Here is a 16,661-nt window from a genome sequence, read left to right as displayed (position 1 = left end):
CACCCTACCGGGCACCCCACCATACCGCTTCGGCCGTGGCCCTGGTCGGGGGTGGCAGCAGCCCGCGCCCCGGCGAGATTTCGCTGGCGCACCGGGGTGTGCTCTTCCTGGACGAGCTGCCGGAGTTTGACCGCAAGGTGCTGGAGGTGCTGCGCGAGCCCATGGAATCCGGTGAGATTGTCATTTCCAGGGCGAATACCCGGGTGACCTTCCCGGCCCGGTTCCAGGTGGTGGCTGCCATGAACCCGTGCCCCTGTGGCTATGAAGGGCACCCGGATATCGCCTGCCGCTGCTCGGCGCAGCAGGTGCTGCGCTACCAGAGCCGCCTCTCAGGGCCCCTTATGGACCGCTTTGATATGCACGTGGGCGTGCCTGTTCAGGACGGGCGCACACTGCTCCGCCCGGAGAAGGGCGAGACCAGCAGTGCCGAGGTGCGTGACCGGGTCAGCCGGTTGCGCACCCTCCAGCACCAGCGTGGTGCACTGAACGCGGAGCTGGCGGGCGATGCCCTGCACCAGGCCTGTGCCCTCGACAGCGAGGGTGAAACGCTGCTGGAGCAGGCCATGGGGCGGCTGGGGCTGTCCGCTCGGGCGCTGCACCGGGTGTTGCGGGTGAGCCGCACCATTGCGGACCTGGCCGGTGCGGAACGGGTGGAAAAGGCGCATCTGGTGGAGGCTCTGGGTTACCGATTGCAGTCCGGCGCCGAATCCGGATAATCCGTGGCCCAAACCCCAGAGCCGGAGGCCCCATGACTGATTCCAGCGACGACCTGGCCCGCAGCAAGGAACGATCCGTGCGCAGTTTCGTGCTGCGCGCCGGGCGCATGACCCGTGGTCAGCAGAACGCCTGGGACCGACTCTGGCCGCGCTATGGGCTCAGCCTGGCGGATGGCCCCATCGACCGGGAACGGGTGTTTGGCCGTCAGGCACCGCTGAACCTGGAAATTGGCTTCGGCATGGGCCAGTCGCTGGCCGAGATGGCCGAGGCGGCGCCGGAGCAGGATTTCATCGGCGTGGAGGTGCACAAACCGGGCTGCGGTGCACTGCTGATGGAGATGGAGGCGCGCGGTCTGGACAACATCCGCCTCTACCGGGCGGATGCCCTGGACGTGCTCAGCGAGGCGATTCCGGAGGCCAGCCTGGACCGGGCGCTGATCCTGTTCCCGGACCCCTGGCCCAAGAAGAAGCACCACAAGCGCCGCCTGATCCAACCGGATTTCGTTGGGACATTGCACCGCTACATCCGCCCAGGCGGCCTGCTGCACATCGCTACGGACTGGGAGCCCTACGCCGAGCACATTCTGGAAGTAATGAACGAGGCGCCGGGCTACCGGAACCTGTCAGAGGATGGCACCACGGTGCCGCGCCCGGCGGACCGGCCACTGACCAAGTTCGAGAAGCGGGGCGAGGCCCGTGGTCACGGTGTGGCCGATATGCTGTTCGAGCGTCAGTGACGCCAGTCTTCGGGCTGCACCGGCTGGCGCCGGGCGGCCCGGACCACCAGAAGACAGGCGCCACCCACCAGCAGCCCGGTGAACTTGACCAGGGTGGCGATGGCGGCCAGCTGTGGCCAGACTTCGGTTTCCGGCTGGTGGATGGCGGTGATCAGGAAGGCGTTCTCCGCCGCATCCCCCAGGGCACCGAGCACCAGCAGAACCTTCGCGAGGCGTCCGGCCTTGCGTTCCCGGATCCCCGGACGGTCGTACAGGAAGTGGTTGGCCAGGGCCACCAGGAAAACCGCATAGAGCCCGATGAACACGAAATCCACCCAGAGGGTGAGCTCCGGCAGGGGCGTGTGGTTGCGCTGCCACTGGCGGTGCAGCTGCTCGGCGCGTTCCGGCTCATCCGCCAGCTCATAGCTCATGACATGCTGGGGAATCTCAGGGGTTGCCAGGTACTGGTTGGTGAGCATCACCGCTACCAGGGCGGCACCGGTGAGCAGGGCCAGCCAGCGCAGCCTGTGCGACCAGGGCCGGGGTTCCACGCCGAAGAGTTTCATGGCACGAAGGCCTCCAGCACGTCGTTCAGGAAGCGCTGGCCCTGGTCGGTCACGGCCAGGCGCTGTTCATCCGCCACCAGCAACCCGCGCCTGCGGAGCTGTTCGAGCTGATCATGGATGCGCTCCAAGGGTAGGCCGGTTCGCTCTGGGAAGGAAGAGGTCGGCACACCGGCACTCAGCCGCAGGGTGTTCAGCAGGAACTCCAGCGGGCGATCCACGGGCTCCAGCTCTTGGCGGCCGGCGGTGCGGCTGCCGATGCGGTTGAGGTAGTCCTCGGGCCGGCGGGTCTTCCAGTAGCGTGTGATCTGGTCGGCCTCCGGGTCGGTCAGCTTGCCGTGGCCGCCGGCGCCGATGGCCAGATAGTCCCCGAAGCGCCAGTAGTTCAGGTTGTGCCTGCATTCCTCGCCAGGGCGCGACCAGGCCGAGACCTCATAGCGCTGCAGCCCGTGTTCCTGCAGGCAGGCTTCGCCGGCCTCCTGGATGGTGGCCAGGGTGTCCTCGTCCGGCAGCGTGGGCGGCTGCGAGTGGAATACCGTGTTGGGCTCGATGGTGAGCTGGTACCAGGAGATGTGGCCGGTGTTGAAGGCCAGGGCGGTCTCCAGGTCTGCGACCGCCTGTTCCGGTGTCTGTTGCGGAAGGCCATGCATCAGGTCGATGTTGATGCGCTCGAAGCCCGCGGCCTGGGCCGCTGTTACCGCCCGTGAGGCATCGTCACCGCCGTGGATCCGGCCCAGGCGCTCCAGGTGATCCGGGTCGAAGCTCTGTACCCCGAGCGAGAGGCGGTTGATGCCTGCCCTGCGAAAGCCGGTGAAGCGCGCCTCCTCCACGGTGCCGGGGTTGGCCTCCAGCGTTATCTCGTCGAGCCGGGATAGATCCAGACGGCGTGCCAGCGCCTCGAAAAGGCGTTCGTAGAACCCTGGCGACATGAGGGAGGGCGTCCCGCCGCCGATGAAAATGGCTTCAATGGGGCGGGTTTCCGGTGTCGTCAGGTCCGCATCCAGGTCCGCCAGCAGGGCGTCCAGGTAGTCGTCCTCCGGGATCGTCTGCGGCGCCGTATGGGAGTTGAAGTCGCAGTACGGGCACTTGCGCACGCACCAGGGCGTATGCACGTAGAGCGTCAGCGGCGGGGCGATGAAAGCCTCAGGCGACGCTGTCACCAAGGCGCTCCCTGAGCTCGGCCATGGCACGGCCGCGGTGACTGACCTGGGCCTTGCGCTGCGCTGGCAGTTCGGCGGCAGTGCAGCCTTCCTCGGGCACGAGGAACAGTGGGTCATAGCCGAAGCCACCACCCCCGGTCGTTTCACGGGCGATCCGGCCAGGCCACTGGCCGTGGCAGATCATGGGAATGGGGTCCTCGGCGGAACGCATCAGCACCAGTACACAGTGGAAGCGGGCGGTGCGTTCGGCGTCCGGCACGTTCGCCAGGGCATCCAGCAGTTTGCGGTTGTTGGCGTCATCGTCCGCCGGCTCGCCCGCATAGCGGGCGGAATAGACACCCGGAGCACCGCCCAGGGCATCCACCGCCAGCCCGGAGTCATCCGCCAGTGCCGGCAGGCCACTGATGCGCGCGGCATGGCGGGCCTTGATCAGCGCGTTCTCCACGAAGGTGGTGGCGGTCTCCTCGGGCGAGTCCACGCCAAGGTCCTTCTGGGCGCTGACCTCAATGCCCCAGGGCTGGAGCAGCCGGTTGAACTCGGCGATCTTGCCGGCGTTGTTGCTGGCCAGCACCCAGTGCCGATCACTCGTCATCATAGAGCTCCCGGGAAAAACGCACCGGCAGGGTTGTGGAATCCCCGTAGGGGGCCGGCTCAAGCTCAAAAATCAGGAGCTCACCCTGGCGGTACTGGAACTGGGCGAGGTAATAGACGGCGTCACCCTCCTGCACGCGCCGGAAGGACAGTTCCTTGGTCTGGCGGGCCTCATTGGTGAAGGTGCCCTTGATCTGGGCCGTGATGGGCTTGGGGGCATCGTCCCCGGAGGTCTTATGGACTGCGACATTGAGAAGGCCAACGGAACGGCTGCGGGTCAGGTCATATTCCCGGGCGACCTTCTTTTCCAGGAAGGTCGAAGGGATGACGGAGTAGTGAACCCGGTAGTTGTCGAACTCGGTGATGCCCTGGTTCTCGTCGGGTAGCGCATTGGCGAGCGGGCTGGCAAGCAGCAGGGCAAGGGCCAGGAGACGTTTTACCATGGATGACCTCCGTCAGCGGGTGACGCGATAGACCGCGATCTGCCCCAGGAAGTTGGGCCAGAGCCGATTGTACCAGCGGGAACGGTGGGCGTTGTCCACCACTGTCCGATCCTTGATACGGATCCGGTGCTCCTGGCACAGCGCCTCAAAATCGCGCACCGTGCACAGGTGGATATTGGGCGTATTGTACCATGTGTGCGGCAGGGTGCTGGACATGGGCATGCGCCCGTTCCAGAGCTGGTGCAGCCGCAGGCGCCAGTAGCCGAAGTTGGGGAAGGTCACGATGCCTTCACGCCCGAGGCGCAGCATTTCCGTCAGGGCGCGATCGGGGCGGCGCACGGCCTGAAGGGCCTGGGTCATGATCACGGTGTCGAAGGTCTGGTCCCGGAAGCTGTGCAGCCGGTCCTCATCCAGGTCCTGTTCGATCACGTTCACACCCTTGCGCACGCATTCTTCGATGTAGTCCGGGTTGATCTCCAGCCCGTAACCGACAACGCTCTTCTCGCGCTGGAGGTAGTCCATCAGGGTGCCGTCACCACAGCCCAGGTCGAGCACGCGGGAGCCGGGGGCCACCCAGGGTTCGATCAGCTTGAGATCAGCCCGCATCGCCGTGCTCCTTTGCTACCCGGTTCATGTAGGCCCGGAACAGGCTCTCGTAGCGCTCATTCGGCACCAGGAAGGCATCATGGCCCCAGTCGGAATCGATCTCCGCGTAGCTCACGTCGCGCCGGGCATCGACCATGGCGTTGACCAGCTTCTGGGAGTGCTCCGGGGCAAAGCGCCAGTCCGAGCTGAACGACAGCACCAGGAAGCGGCAGCGGGCCTCGGCCATGGCGCGGGTCAGGTCATTACCGAACTCCCGCGCCGGGTCGAAATAGTCCAGGGCGCGCGTCATCAGCAGATAGGTGTTGGCATCAAAGGACTCGGAGAAGCGCACCCCCTGGTACTGCAGGTAGCTCTCCACCTGGAATTCGACATCGAAGCCGAAGTGATAGGCGTGGTCGCGCAGCTCCCGGCCGAATTTCTCGCCCATGGAGACGTCCGACAGGTAGGTGATGTGCCCCACCATACGCGCGAGCATCAGCCCGCGCTGGGGAATGGCGTTGTTCTCCAGGTACCGCCCCTCGTGGAATTCCGGGTCCGAGGTGATGGCGCGCCTGGCCACCTCGTTAAAGGCGATGTTCTGGGCGGTCAGCCTCGGGGTGGCGGCGATCACCACAGCATGGCGGATCCGCTCCGGGTAGTGGATGGCCCAGTCGAGTGCCTGCATGCCCCCGAGGGACCCGCCGATAACCGCGGCCCACTGGTCAATGCCGAGGCGGTCGGCCAGCCGGGCCTGGCTCTTGACCCAGTCACGGACCGTGATCACCGGGAAATCAGGCCCGTAAGGACGGCCTGTATCGGGGTTTTCGGACGCCGGGCCGGTGCTGCCGTGGCAGCCCCCGAGGTTGTTGGGGCACACCACAAAGAACTTGTTGGTGTCGATGGGCTTGCCGGGGCCGATGCAGGCATCCCACCAGCCGGGTTTGCGGTCTTCACGGGAATGGTAGCCGGCGGCGTGATGGTGGCCGCTCAGGGCGTGACAGATGAGCACCGCGTTACTGGCATCCGCGTTCAGGGTGCCATAGGTCTCAAACACCAGATTGAATTCCGGCAGGGTATGGCCGGACTCCAGCCGGATGGGCTCCGGGAAGTGCAGGCTCTGTGGTTCGACAATGCCCACCGAGTCGGCGGCCTGGGATTCAGCAGCCATGAATGCGAAAAGGATCCTTCGGTGATGGACGGTTCCGGTCAGGCCGGGCAGTGTATCGAGGGGCCAGCCCTAAGGCAACTGTGCGCCGGGCGGTGGGGCAATCCCTTCCTCCAGTTTGCGCGCCACGCGCAGCTGCTGGTCCAGGGTCTCGCGCTGCTGTCGCAGCTTGTCCGCTTCGGCCTTCAGTTCCTTCTCGTCGTCCACGATATGGCGCAGCCGCTGGAACTGGGTCTCAAGGCGCTGTTTCTGCTGCTGGGTGTGCTGCAGCAGGGGCATCAGGGCTTCGCCCGGCCAGCGGTCAATGTCCTGCATGGTGCGGTGGATGATCTGGCGGGCCTCACTGACAATGGTGGTCAGGAACTGCTGGATCAGCCGGCTTTGCTGCATCAGCAGCGAGCGTGGGTCCCTGCGGAAGCGATCAGCGCGGCTGCGCAGGTCGCGCAGGGCAATCAGGTGCCTGCCCAGGCGCAGCGGCACCGGCTCCAGCGTGCGGTCATCGTCGCCGCTGGTATGGCGGCGGTAGATGGAGCCCACCATCTTCTCCGCCCGGCGGCCTTCCGCCATCAGGTTGTTGAAGTCATTCTCCAGCACCTCGAAAAGGGCATTCATGGCACTGGCCAGCCCCGGGGTGGTCCAGCTGCCTTCCAGGCGCTGGCGGGTGCGTTCAGCGTGCTGCTCAAAACGCTCGGGGTTGAGAATGCGCCGCAGCATATCGCCCTGGGAGGCCATGAGGCGCCGGCTGGATTTCAGGGTGATCAGCCGACGGTTGAAGAAGTCATAGTCGTGCCGGGTCTTCTCCGCCAGCTCTGCGATTTCCTGGCGGTCGGTGCCCTGGGCCTGCAGGAGTTCAAATTCCGCATCCAGTGATGCCTTCTGGTTCTCCAGCTCCGCCTGGTTGTCGCGGATCATGGAGCGCAGATCAGAGACCAGCTCGCTGCTGATCAGCTGTTCCCGGCGCCCGAGGATGCGTTCACTGACCAGCTCCTCCAGTTGCGCCACGCCGCTTTTGCGGCGCAGCCCGTCGTCATCGCGGATGCGAGCCAGCAGACCCTGTTTGGCGGAGACAGGCAGCACATCCTCCATGCCGAGGCCGAGCTGGCGGGCGGTGGTCTCGCGTACCCGTTCGATGGCGTTGCCGGTATGGTCACTGCCGGACGGGTCATCCCACAGCACATCGATCTTGTTGAGGATCGCGAAACGCCCGGCGCGGTGATCCGCATCCCGGGTGTCGATGTGTTCATTCCATATGGTCATGTCGCTGGCCGTAACGCCGGCATCCGCCGCCAACAGGAAGACTACCGCCTGGGCTGAGGGCAGCATGGAGACGGTCAGCTCCGGTTCCGAACCCAGCGCATTGAGGCCCGGGGTATCCAGGATCCGCAGGCCACGCTCAAGGATCGGATGCTGGAGGCTGATCAGGGCATGGCGCCAGGCGGGAATGAGCACCTGCGCGGGGTCGTCCGGAGAGGCATCAAGCATGGCATCGTTGAAGCCCAGATCCGCCGCCTCGGCGCGCGGGACAGTGCGTGTCTCTGCAACCCGGGCCAGTGTGGCCGCCATGGTCTCCGTGTCGGCCGGGTCAAGTGTCACAGTCTCCCAGGCACCCGACTCGTGACGCAGCTGCTGCAGGGACATGGCGCCGTTCCGGGTCTCGATGGGCAGCAGCATCAGGTAACTGGTGCGGGCGTGCCGGTCGTAGAACAGCTCCGTGGGGCACATGGTGGTGCGTCCGGCCTCAGATGGCAGCAGCCGCTGACCGTGACCGGCGAAGAAAAGGGCATTGATCAGCTCGGTCTTGCCCCGGGAATATTCGCCCACAAAGGCGATGGTCAGTTCGTCCTCCACCAGGAGGCGGATGCTGCGCTGGAGGTGGCGTTCAATATCCCCTTCAAGCAGCTCGTTGAACTGGAGCCAGCGCCGGTAACGTGTGATGTTCCGGACCAGTTCCTTTTTCCAGCTGTGGTAGGCCTCAACCTGATCCGTGAGGGTAACTGCATCTGCCATCATAGGCCCCTGAGCTTCCGGAATCCGTTTGACGGGATTTTGCGGAAGTATAGAACGTCCCTGAACAAGGGGCATGTAATGCCCCTGTGCCTTTATGTTTCGGTTTGAATACGCGGGTTCGTCAGAACGGCATGCCCGCTGCCTGCTGGAGGTTGCTCATCACCACCTGGACCATGTTCAGCACCAGGAAGACCAGGATCGGCGACAGGTCGAGCCCGCCCATGGGGGGCAGCAGGTTGCGGAACGGCGCCATGATGGGTTCGGTGATCTGGTGGATGATCTGGATGCCGGGGTGCGGATTGCCGGGCGCCAGCCAGCTGATCACGATCATGCCGATGATGGCGAAGAAGTAGATGGTCAGCACCAGGCTGATCACCTTGAGCAGCCCCCAGACCAGCAGTGCCAGCGGCGGGAAGGCGTAGCCGGCGAGGCTGAGGATGATCAGGTACATGAGGGCCTGGAAAAGGATGGCAACAATCAGCGAGGCGCCGTCAAAGCGCTTGACCGGCGGGACCACCTTGCGCACGGGATCGGTGACCGGATTGGTGGCCTTGGCGATGAACTGGCTGATGGGGTTGAAGAAGTCCACCTGACAGAGCTGGAACAGGAACCGGAGGATCAGCAGTGTCAGGTAGAAGGTGGTGAGCATCTGGAGGGATGAAACCAGGATTTCGGTGCCCATGGGTATCTCTGCTCCTTAAAGCGAATTCTGGCCCGGAGGCTTCGCGTGGTCTGAACAAGGGGTAGCCGGGAGTCCTGTCCGGGAAGCTCTGGAGCCATGGATGGCGGAAGAGCAGCGTACAGGGATGTATTTACAGCGTTTCCCGGACAGGACTCCCGGCTACCCCGTTGGCAACGTGTTAAGTGGCCTGGATTATAAAGCTTTTTTCAACTGCTCCGACAGCTCCGCCGAACGCGTCTTCGCCGCGTTGAACGCCTTTTTCACGATATCCCTTATGCCGCCTTTCTCGAGGGCATCCACCGCCTGTTCCGTGGTACCACCGGGGGACATGACGTTACGCCGCAGCTGCTCCGGCGCCTCGTCGCCACGGGAGCACATCTCCGCCGCGCCCGCCATGGTCTGGATGGCGAGCTGGCGGGCGGTGTCCGGGTGGACGCCAGCGTCGATCGCCGCCGCCTCCATGGACTCCACCAGCAGGTAGCAGTAGGCGGGCCCGCTGCCGGAGAGGGCGGTGACGGCGTGCATCTCTTCTTCCCGCTCGAGCCAGACGGCGAGGCCGATACTGCTGAAGATATCCGTCACGGTGTCACGCTGTTCCCGGGATACGCCGTCCGTGGCATAGAGCGCGGTCGCGCCCTTGCCGACCAGTGACGGCGTGTTGGGCATGCAGCGGACCATGGGCACGTCACCGCCGAGCCAGTTGCCGATGGTTTCCGAATCCAGCCCGGCGGCGATGGAGACAGCCAGGGGGCGGGTGTTCTGGACCACGCTGGCGATGTCCTGGCAGGCCTCCGCCATGATCTGGGGCTTCACCGCCAGGATCAGGATGTCCGCTTGGCTGGCGCAGTGGCGGTTGTCCGTGGTGGTATAGATACCGAAGTCGTCGCGCAGGCTCTGAAGGTGCTTGTCCTCCGGTGCGCTGGCCCAGATCCGCGAGGGGTCATAGCCGTTGGCGACCAGGCCGCCCAGGATGGCGCGGGCCATGTTACCGGCGCCGATGAACGAAATGGCGGGTTGCTGCGGATCCTGTTGCATCACTGAGCCTCGTAGTCGCGGGGTCCGAAAAGGGCGGTGCCCAGGCGCACGATGGTCGCGCCCTCGGCGATGGCGGCTTCCAGGTCGCCGGACATGCCCATGGACAGAGTGTCCAGAGCCCCATTATCCACGCCGCGCCTTACCTCAGCCAGCAAACCGGCCAGTTCACGGAAGCGCTCACGCTGCACCGCCGCCGGATTGGCCGGATCCGGAATCGCCATCAGCCCCCGCAACCGGCACCCTTCAAGCCCACTCAGCTCCTGCGCCAGCCCCGGAACCTCCTCCGGCCGAACCCCCGACTTCGTCGGCTCATCATCAATGTTCACCTGGATGCAGAGGTTCAGCGGCGCCATCCCCTCCGGGCGCTGCTCACTCAGCCGCCGCGCCACCTTGGCGCGATCAATACTGTGCACCCAGCTGAAATGCTCCGCCACCGGCCGCGTCTTGTTCGACTGCAGCGGCCCGATGAAATGCCACTCCAGATCCGGCAGATCCGAAAGCGCCTCAATCTTGTCCAGCGCCTCCTGAATGTAGTTCTCCCCAAACGCCTTCTGCCCCGCCTCGGCGGCCTCCCGGAGCAGTTCCGCCGGCTTGGTCTTGGACACGGCCAGCAGCTGCACGCCTGCCGGATCCCTTTCAGCCTCTTCTGCCGCGGAACGGATGCGCGTGGCTGCCTTTTCGAGGTTCTCTGCTATGCTGATCATTGGCTCTGCCCGGGGGAATGTGACGGCTCATAAAGTAACGTCTGCCCCTGTAAAAACCAAGGCGAGGCTGGCGTCTGGCTCGTAGTCCGGGCGTTTTCGCAACGCTTGGGGCGGTGAGGTCGGCAGGCCTTGGCGGGAAGCTCTGGAGCCATGGATGGCGGAAGAGCAGCGTACAGGGATGTATTTACAGCGTTTCCCGACAAGGCCTGCCGACCTCATCGCTGCAACAAACCCCGAAGTCTTTCTGCGATGTTCTATCTGAGGGCACCATGGATATAACCGAACTGCTTGCGTTCTCCGCCAAACAGGGCGCATCCGACCTCCACCTCTCCGCCGGCCTGCCTCCCATGATCCGGGTGGACGGCGACGTCCGGCGAATCAACCTGCCGCCCATGGAGCACAAGGAAGTGCACCGGCTGATCTACGACATCATGAACGACAAGCAGCGCAAGGACTACGAAGAGTTCCTCGAGACTGACTTCTCCTTCGAGGTCCCCGGTGTCGCCCGCTTCCGTGTCAACGTCTTCAACCAGAACCGCGGCGCCGGCGCCGTCTTCCGGACCATCCCCTCCAAGGTCCTGACCATGGAAGACCTCGGCATGGGCCAGGTGTTCAAGGACATCTCCTCCAACCCGCGCGGCCTGGTGCTGGTCACCGGCCCCACCGGTTCGGGTAAGTCCACCACGCTGGCCGCGATGATCGACTACATCAACGAGACCCGATACGACCACATCCTCACCATCGAGGACCCGATCGAGTTCGTGCACGACTCCAAGAAGTGCCTGATGAACCAGCGGGAAGTCCACCGCGACACACTCGGTTTCAACGAATCCCTGCGCTCCGCGCTGCGTGAGGACCCCGACATCATCCTGGTCGGCGAGCTGCGGGACCTCGAGACCATCCGTCTGGCCCTGACCGCGGCTGAGACCGGCCACCTGGTATTCGGCACCCTGCACACCACCTCCGCCGCCAAGACCATCGACCGCGTAGTGGACGTATTCCCGGCTGAGGAAAAGGCCATGGTACGCTCGATGCTGTCGGAATCCCTACAGGCGGTGGTCTCCCAGGCACTGCTGAAGAAAAACGGTGGCGGCCGGGTTGCCGCGCACGAGATCATGATCGGCAACTCGGCCATCCGGAACCTGATCCGCGAGGACAAGGTGGCGCAGATGTACTCCGCCATCCAGACGGGCGGTCAGCTGGGCATGCAGACCCTGGACCAGCACCTGCAGAACCTGCTGCAGAAGGGCACCATCTCCCGCGAGGAGGCCCAGGCCAAGGCCAAGATGCCGGACAATTTCTGATAAGGGGCGGGGAATACGGTCATGGAACTCGAAAAGCTGCTCAAGGTTGTAGTCGATAAAAACGGCTCCGACCTGTTCATCACCACCGGTGTGCCGCCGAGCGTCAAGATCAACGGGCGCATCGTGCCGGTCACCAAGGAACCACTGACGCCGGAGAAAACCCGGGAGCTGGTGTACGGCTCAATGACGGACAAGCAGGCGCGGGAGTTCGACGAGAACAACGAATGCAACTACGCGCTCAGTGCCCGGGGTATCGGGCGCTTCCGTGTCAGCGCCTTCTTCCAGCGCAACCTGTGCGGCATGGTTCTGCGCCGGATCGAGACCGAGATTCCACAGCTGGACGACCTGGGCCTGCCCGACATCATCAGTGAGCTGGCCATGACCAAGCGGGGCCTCATCATCTTCGTGGGTGCCACCGGTACGGGTAAGTCCACCTCGCTGGCGGCGATGCTCGGCTACCGCAACCAGAACAGCCGCGGGCACATTGTCTCGGTGGAAGACCCCATCGAGTTCATCCACCAGCACCGCGGGTGTATTGTCACCCAACGCGAGGTGGGGGTGGATACGGACTCGTTCGAGACCGCGCTCAAGAACACCCTGCGCCAGGCGCCGGACGTCATCCTCATTGGCGAGGTGCGTACCGCCAAGACCATGGAATACGCCGTCACGTTCGCCGAGACCGGCCACCTGTGCCTGGCCACCCTGCACGCCAACAACGCCAACCAGGCGCTGGACCGGATCATCAACTTCTTCAACCCGGAAGTGCACAACCAGATCTGGATGGACCTGTCGCTCAACCTCAAGGCCATCGTGGCCCAGCAGCTCATCCCCACGCCGGACGGCAACGGCCGGGTCGCGGCGATCGAGGTGCTGATCAATACACCGCTGGCCCAGGACATGATCCGCAAGGGCGAGGTGGACAAGCTCAAGGACCTGATGACCAAATCCGGCGAGGCGGGCATGCAGACCTTCGATCAGGCGCTGTACCACCACTACGCCGACGGCCGGATCACCTACAAGGATGCCCTGGCCCATGCGGACTCGGCCAATGACCTGCGCCTGATGATCAAGCTCGGGGCCGATGCGGCCACGGCAGACGAACTGTCCAGCTCGGTGGACAAGCTCTCCATCCAGGACGATGGGTAACGCCCTGCTGGCGGAGCTGCTGACCGGGTTTGCCGTTGGGGGCATGCTGGCCATGGCGGGTGTGCTCATGCAGGTGCTGCTGCGCACGCCCCTGGCGGAGCCCTATGTTCTCGGTGTTTCCGGCGGGGCCGCCAGTGCCGGTCTGGTCTGCATGCTGCTCGGGCTGGGCGGCTGGTGGATCTCCGGTTCCGCGTTGGTGACGAGCCTCTTCTCCCTGGCAGTGGTGTTTCTGGTCGGCGGCGGTGATGCCCGGGTGCCCCGGGAACGGCTGCTGCTGACCGGGGTCGTGATGGCCGCTGGCTGGAGCACGGTCATCAGCTTCCTGCTGGCGATGGAATCCAGCGCCTCCGTGCACGACATGCTCTACTGGTTGATGGGCGACCTGACCCGTTCCATCTCCCCCTGGTGGGGCCTGGTCGCCCTGGCGCTGGCACTGGTGGCCGGCTGGGTCATGGCACCGGCACTGGATCTGCTGGTGCGTGGCGATGAACAGGCTGCGGTGCTGGGCGTGGAGGTGCACCGGGTGCGCCTGGTGTGCTACGTCCTGGCGGCGGTACTGACAGCCCTGGCGGTGACGCTGGCCGGGCCCATCGGTTTCGTCGGTCTGGTGGTGCCGCACCTGGTCCGGCTCCGTGTCGGCGCGCGCCACCGGATACTGCTGCCGTTCTCGGTTCTGGTGGGCGGTATCTATCTGACGGGCCTCAATGCGATCGCCGGTCTGCCGCTGATCCCGGGGTCGATTCCGGTCGGCATTCTCTCGGCGATCGTGGGCATTCCCGTATTTCTCTACATGCTGCAGCGCACAAGGATCGGTGGCTGATGGCATCACTGCAGCTGGATGGGCTTGTGTTCGGGCATCGCGGCCAGGCGCTCACCAGGCCAGTGACGGTGGAGGCCCGATCCGGGGAATTCTGGGCCGTCCTGGGCGAGAACGGCTCCGGTAAAAGCACGCTTATGGCCACCCTGGCGGGGCTTGTGCCGCCGCTGGCAGGACAGGTTGCTGTCGACGGCGTGAACCTCCGGCGCATGCCGCGCAAGGTCCTGGCCCGCCGGCTCGGTCTGCTCCTCCAGCACCAGGACGTGGCTTTTCCCTATTCCGTGCGCGAGACGGTCAGTGCCGGGCGCTATGCCCACAGGCCGCCGTGGCGGCCGCTGCGCCCGGAGGATCACGCCGCGGTTGAACGCGCCCTGGAGGAGACCGGCCTGCTGGAGCTCGCCGAGCTTCGGGCGGACCAGATCTCCGGCGGCGAGCAACGCCGCGTGGCCATTGCCACCCTTCTGGCACAGGAGCCCGGCGCCCTGCTTCTGGATGAGCCCGTCAACCACCTGGACGTGCGCCATGAGGTGGCCCTGATGGACCGCTTCCGGGACTATGCGGACGACGGGCGGCTGATCATGGTCTCGCTGCACGATGTGAATCTCGCCAGCCAGTACGCGGACCGCCTGCTGATGCTGTACGCTGACGGCACCTGGGAGGCCGGTAATACGGCGGAACTGCTGACCGAGGACCGGCTGGAACACCTCTACGGGGTTCCCCTGAAGGAAGTCGGCTCGGACGAGACGCCCTTCTGGGTGCCACTGGGCCACCGCAAACGGAGCCGACGATGAGCAACCGGACACTGATCCTGGGCGGTATCCGCTCAGGCAAGAGCGCCCTGGCCGAAGCCGAGGCAGCTGCCTGCGGCCGGCCTGTGGTGTACGTGGCCACAGCCACTGCTGATGACGGCGAAATGGTCGACCGGATCGCCCGTCACCAGCAGAGGCGGCCGGATGACTGGGGGCTGGATGAGGAGCCGGTGGCGTTGGGCGGCGTCCTGGCAAGACACCGGGAAGAAGCACCCTGCCTGCTGATTGACTGCATGAGTCTCTGGCTGGGCAACCTTCTGGGAGAAGAGGAGGGCGCGCTGGAACGCGAGCGCGAGGCCTTTCTGGCCCAGCTGGAACGCTACCCCGGGCCGCTGGTGATCGTCAGCAACGAGGTGGGGCTGGGCGTGATCGGCATGGACGCACTGACCCGCCGCTTCTGCGATGAAATGGGCTGGCTCAACCAGGCGCTGGCCCAGCGCTGCGATCAGGTGGTGCTGTCGGTGGCCGGGCTGCCCCAGGTTCTCAAGGGTTCCCCGGCTGGTGGGCAATCAGGCAGCTGAGCCACTCGCTGGTTTCCGCGATCCGGTCCATCCGGATCCGGCTGCGGCAGGCAAAGGGCACGGACACGGCACCCATGGCATGCTCCAGCGGCGTTGCCATGACCATCCCCAGGATCATGCGGATAACCCCGCCATGGCACACCAGCAGTGTACGCTGACCCTCCAGCTGTTCCCGCCAGTGCATCATGGCGCCCTCAACCCGCCGGTAGAAAACGCCGATGTTCTCACCCCCCGGCGGAGGGCAGTGGACCGGATCCCGCCAGAACGCCTGCAGCGCTTCCGGGGTCTCCCGGGCGATCGCCTCCGGCGAGTGCCCGTCCCAGTCACCAAAGCTCATCTCGCGCAGGTCTGGCTCCTCCAGCAGGGGCAGGCCCCGGGCCTCGGCCACCGAGGCGGCAAAATCGGCACAGCGTTTCAGGGGGGAGGTCAGAACCGCATCCCACTGATCCGATTCAAAAACCTGCGCCTGCATCTGCTGCCAGCCCTGGTCACTCAGCGGGTCATCGATCAGGCCGCGGTACTTGCGGCCGCCTTCCGGCTCGCCATGGCGGATCAGGTCGAAAAAGGTGCCCGGTTGCTCGGCGCTGTCAGCCATCGCTTACTCCCGCTTCCGTGAAGGTTGCCATCTCATTGTGGAGCGCACAGGCAGAGCGTAGCACTGGAACGGCCACGGCGGCACCGCTGCCTTCGCCCAGGCGCATGTCCAGGTCCAGAACCGGCGTGGCCCCCATGGCGCTAAGCAGGTAACGATGGCCGGTCTCGCGGGACTGGTGGGAGAAATGCAGCCAGGCCATCAGGTTCGGGCTCAGGTGCGTTGCGGCCAGGGCGGCCGCGGTGACGATGAACCCATCCACCAGGACCGGGATTCCCCGGTGGGCCGCACCGATCATGGCGCCGGCAAGCGCGGCGATCTCAAAGCCGCCGAGCGAGGCGAGGGCATTGAACGGGTCCGTGTCGCTGCCGTGGCGCTGCAGGGCCGCCCGGATGCGGCGGGCCTTGCGGGCCACGCCAACCTCATCCAGCCCGGTTCCCGGGCCGACGAGCTCCTCCACACGGGCCCCGAGCAGCAGGCTGGCCAGAGCGGAGGCACTGGTGGTGTTGCCGATGCCCATGTCACCGCCGATGAACAGTTCCGCCCCAGCTTCCGAGGCGCGTGCCGCCGAGCGGTCGCCAGCCTCCAGGGCCTGTTCCAGCTGCTCCGCCGTCATGGCGGGTTCCTTCATGAGATTGCCGGTGCCTGCCGCAATCCATTCGTCCGTCACGCCCCGATCGTCCGGCAGCGGGTGGGCCACGCCCAGATTGACCACCTCCAGCGAGGCGCCCAGCTGGCGGGCCAGAACGCTGATGGCCGCGCCGCCGGCAGCAAAGTTGGCCACCATCTGGGCCGTCACTTCCTGGGGAAAGGCCGAGACCCCGTCGGCCGCAATGCCATGGTCCGCGGCGAAAACCGCCACATGCACCCGGTTCACGGCCGGGCGGTCGCGGTGCTGCTGGGCACAGAGGTGGCAGGCCAGTGCTTCCAGCTGCCCGAGTGAGCCCGGTGGCTTGGTCAGCTGCTGCTGGCGGGCCAGGGCCCGGTCATAGTGGGCGCGGGAAGGTTGCGGAAGGGGCAGCTGCCAGAAGGGGTCGGTCATCATTCAGTATCGCATTGCTGAAATGGGTGCACCTTACTCCGAAGACTGCGGGAGTGCCAGGGT

General features: G+C 65.4%; 19 protein-coding genes. 7 read left to right on the top strand and 12 right to left on the bottom strand.

Features of this window, described 5'->3' with window-relative positions:
• Both QZ501_RS06075 and trmB read left to right on the top strand, forming a co-directional pair.
• Positions 1 to 716, top strand: a 716-nt coding sequence (locus QZ501_RS06075; RefSeq protein WP_295718021.1) for an ATP-binding protein, incomplete at its 5' end; no start/stop codon positions are given.
• A gap of 32 nt (positions 717 to 748) precedes the next feature.
• Positions 749 to 1,453, top strand: a complete 705-nt coding sequence (gene trmB, locus QZ501_RS06070; protein ID WP_151440670.1) for a tRNA (guanosine(46)-N7)-methyltransferase TrmB — start codon at positions 749 to 751, stop codon at positions 1,451 to 1,453.
• Here trmB and QZ501_RS06065 read toward each other — a convergent pair.
• From QZ501_RS06065 to QZ501_RS06020, 10 genes are all read right to left on the bottom strand, one after another.
• Positions 1,447 to 1,998, bottom strand: a complete 552-nt coding sequence (locus QZ501_RS06065; RefSeq protein ID WP_151440669.1) for a hypothetical protein — start codon at positions 1,996 to 1,998, stop codon at positions 1,447 to 1,449. The genes trmB and QZ501_RS06065 overlap by 7 nt on opposite strands.
• Positions 1,995 to 3,155, bottom strand: coding sequence for a radical SAM family heme chaperone HemW (gene hemW, locus QZ501_RS06060; RefSeq protein WP_295718017.1), 1,161 nt, complete (start codon positions 3,153 to 3,155; stop codon positions 1,995 to 1,997). The genes QZ501_RS06065 and hemW overlap by 4 nt, the downstream gene beginning before the upstream one ends.
• Positions 3,139 to 3,747: an RdgB/HAM1 family non-canonical purine NTP pyrophosphatase gene (gene rdgB, locus QZ501_RS06055; RefSeq protein WP_151440791.1), complete on the bottom strand. Its 609-nt coding sequence runs from the start codon at positions 3,745 to 3,747 to the stop codon at positions 3,139 to 3,141. Before rdgB ends, hemW begins: the two co-directional genes overlap by 17 nt.
• Complete coding sequence (locus tag QZ501_RS06050; protein ID WP_151440668.1) at positions 3,737 to 4,189, bottom strand: DUF4426 domain-containing protein; 453 nt, start codon at positions 4,187 to 4,189, stop codon at positions 3,737 to 3,739. The genes rdgB and QZ501_RS06050 overlap by 11 nt, the downstream gene beginning before the upstream one ends.
• Positions 4,190 to 4,201: 12 nt before the next feature.
• Entirely contained in the window at positions 4,202 to 4,795 is a 594-nt protein-coding gene (metW, locus tag QZ501_RS06045) for a methionine biosynthesis protein MetW (protein ID WP_095616419.1), read from the bottom strand.
• Entirely contained in the window at positions 4,785 to 5,942 is a 1,158-nt protein-coding gene (locus QZ501_RS06040) for a homoserine O-acetyltransferase (RefSeq protein ID WP_095616420.1), read from the bottom strand. The genes metW and QZ501_RS06040 overlap by 11 nt, the downstream gene beginning before the upstream one ends.
• A 69-nt stretch (positions 5,943 to 6,011) precedes the next feature.
• Positions 6,012 to 7,949, bottom strand: a complete 1,938-nt coding sequence (locus QZ501_RS06035) for a dynamin family protein (protein WP_192497331.1) — start codon at positions 7,947 to 7,949, stop codon at positions 6,012 to 6,014.
• A gap of 118 nt (positions 7,950 to 8,067) precedes the next feature.
• The gene (locus QZ501_RS06030) at positions 8,068 to 8,628 is read right to left on the bottom strand and encodes a YggT family protein (RefSeq protein ID WP_095616422.1); all 561 of its coding nucleotides are present in this window, start codon (positions 8,626 to 8,628) and stop codon (positions 8,068 to 8,070) included.
• A 192-nt stretch (positions 8,629 to 8,820) separates the two neighbouring features.
• Complete coding sequence (proC, locus tag QZ501_RS06025) at positions 8,821 to 9,663, bottom strand: pyrroline-5-carboxylate reductase (RefSeq protein ID WP_151440665.1); 843 nt, start codon at positions 9,661 to 9,663, stop codon at positions 8,821 to 8,823.
• Complete coding sequence (locus QZ501_RS06020) at positions 9,663 to 10,367, bottom strand: YggS family pyridoxal phosphate-dependent enzyme (protein WP_151440664.1); 705 nt, start codon at positions 10,365 to 10,367, stop codon at positions 9,663 to 9,665. The genes proC and QZ501_RS06020 overlap by 1 nt, the downstream gene beginning before the upstream one ends.
• 269 nt (positions 10,368 to 10,636) lie before the next feature.
• On the opposite strand from QZ501_RS06020, the gene QZ501_RS06015 reads away from it, so the two are divergent.
• Genes QZ501_RS06015 through cobU form a run of 5 tightly spaced genes read left to right on the top strand, consistent with a single transcriptional unit; the run spans position 10,637 to position 14,964 of the window.
• Entirely contained in the window at positions 10,637 to 11,671 is a 1,035-nt protein-coding gene (locus QZ501_RS06015) for a type IV pilus twitching motility protein PilT (protein WP_160898412.1), read from the top strand.
• A gap of 21 nt (positions 11,672 to 11,692) precedes the next feature.
• On the top strand, positions 11,693 to 12,817 hold the full coding sequence (locus QZ501_RS06010) for a PilT/PilU family type 4a pilus ATPase (protein ID WP_151440661.1): 1,125 nt from the start codon (positions 11,693 to 11,695) through the stop codon (positions 12,815 to 12,817).
• Positions 12,810 to 13,637 (top strand): iron ABC transporter permease, encoded by an 828-nt coding sequence (locus tag QZ501_RS06005; protein ID WP_160898413.1) that lies wholly within the window; start codon positions 12,810 to 12,812, stop codon positions 13,635 to 13,637. The genes QZ501_RS06010 and QZ501_RS06005 overlap by 8 nt, the downstream gene beginning before the upstream one ends.
• A complete protein-coding gene (locus tag QZ501_RS06000) occupies positions 13,637 to 14,425 on the top strand; it encodes an ABC transporter ATP-binding protein (RefSeq protein WP_295718010.1) in 789 nt (262 codons plus the stop codon). The genes QZ501_RS06005 and QZ501_RS06000 overlap by 1 nt, the downstream gene beginning before the upstream one ends.
• Positions 14,422 to 14,964, top strand: coding sequence for a bifunctional adenosylcobinamide kinase/adenosylcobinamide-phosphate guanylyltransferase (gene cobU, locus QZ501_RS05995; protein ID WP_151440658.1), 543 nt, complete (start codon positions 14,422 to 14,424; stop codon positions 14,962 to 14,964). The genes QZ501_RS06000 and cobU overlap by 4 nt, the downstream gene beginning before the upstream one ends.
• Here the strand turns inward: cobU and cobC are convergent.
• The gene (gene cobC, locus QZ501_RS05990; RefSeq protein ID WP_160898415.1) at positions 14,927 to 15,559 is read right to left on the bottom strand and encodes an alpha-ribazole phosphatase family protein; all 633 of its coding nucleotides are present in this window, start codon (positions 15,557 to 15,559) and stop codon (positions 14,927 to 14,929) included. The genes cobU and cobC overlap by 38 nt on opposite strands.
• The gene (gene cobT, locus QZ501_RS05985; RefSeq protein WP_363174649.1) at positions 15,552 to 16,601 is read right to left on the bottom strand and encodes a nicotinate-nucleotide--dimethylbenzimidazole phosphoribosyltransferase; all 1,050 of its coding nucleotides are present in this window, start codon (positions 16,599 to 16,601) and stop codon (positions 15,552 to 15,554) included. The genes cobC and cobT overlap by 8 nt, the downstream gene beginning before the upstream one ends.
• Between the last annotated feature and the right edge of the window lie 60 nt (positions 16,602 to 16,661).

The organism is uncultured Halovibrio sp. (assembly GCF_913056445.1).
GTDB classification, from domain to species: Bacteria; Pseudomonadota; Gammaproteobacteria; order Pseudomonadales; family Oleiphilaceae; genus Halospina; species Halospina utahensis_B.
This window is presented reverse-complemented; position numbering and strand designations above follow the sequence as displayed.

Coding starts and splice junctions, on each gene's coding strand:
- QZ501_RS06000 (WP_295718010.1), top strand. CDS start 13,637: ATGGCATCACTGCAGCTGGATGGGCTTGTGTTCGGGCATCGCGGCCAG.
- trmB (WP_151440670.1), top strand. CDS start 749: ATGACTGATTCCAGCGACGACCTGGCCCGCAGCAAGGAACGATCCGTG.
- QZ501_RS06035 (WP_192497331.1), bottom strand. CDS start 7,949: ATGATGGCAGATGCAGTTACCCTCACGGATCAGGTTGAGGCCTACCAC.
- QZ501_RS06065 (WP_151440669.1), bottom strand. CDS start 1,998: ATGAAACTCTTCGGCGTGGAACCCCGGCCCTGGTCGCACAGGCTGCGC.
- QZ501_RS06015 (WP_160898412.1), top strand. CDS start 10,637: ATGGATATAACCGAACTGCTTGCGTTCTCCGCCAAACAGGGCGCATCC.
- QZ501_RS06030 (WP_095616422.1), bottom strand. CDS start 8,628: ATGGGCACCGAAATCCTGGTTTCATCCCTCCAGATGCTCACCACCTTC.
- metW (WP_095616419.1), bottom strand. CDS start 4,795: ATGCGGGCTGATCTCAAGCTGATCGAACCCTGGGTGGCCCCCGGCTCC.
- QZ501_RS06040 (WP_095616420.1), bottom strand. CDS start 5,942: ATGGCTGCTGAATCCCAGGCCGCCGACTCGGTGGGCATTGTCGAACCA.
- QZ501_RS06005 (WP_160898413.1), top strand. CDS start 12,810: ATGGGTAACGCCCTGCTGGCGGAGCTGCTGACCGGGTTTGCCGTTGGG.
- cobU (WP_151440658.1), top strand. CDS start 14,422: ATGAGCAACCGGACACTGATCCTGGGCGGTATCCGCTCAGGCAAGAGC.
- QZ501_RS06050 (WP_151440668.1), bottom strand. CDS start 4,189: ATGGTAAAACGTCTCCTGGCCCTTGCCCTGCTGCTTGCCAGCCCGCTC.
- cobT (WP_363174649.1), bottom strand. CDS start 16,601: ATGATGACCGACCCCTTCTGGCAGCTGCCCCTTCCGCAACCTTCCCGC.
- QZ501_RS06010 (WP_151440661.1), top strand. CDS start 11,693: ATGGAACTCGAAAAGCTGCTCAAGGTTGTAGTCGATAAAAACGGCTCC.
- rdgB (WP_151440791.1), bottom strand. CDS start 3,747: ATGACGAGTGATCGGCACTGGGTGCTGGCCAGCAACAACGCCGGCAAG.
- proC (WP_151440665.1), bottom strand. CDS start 9,663: ATGCAACAGGATCCGCAGCAACCCGCCATTTCGTTCATCGGCGCCGGT.
- QZ501_RS06020 (WP_151440664.1), bottom strand. CDS start 10,367: ATGATCAGCATAGCAGAGAACCTCGAAAAGGCAGCCACGCGCATCCGT.
- cobC (WP_160898415.1), bottom strand. CDS start 15,559: ATGGCTGACAGCGCCGAGCAACCGGGCACCTTTTTCGACCTGATCCGC.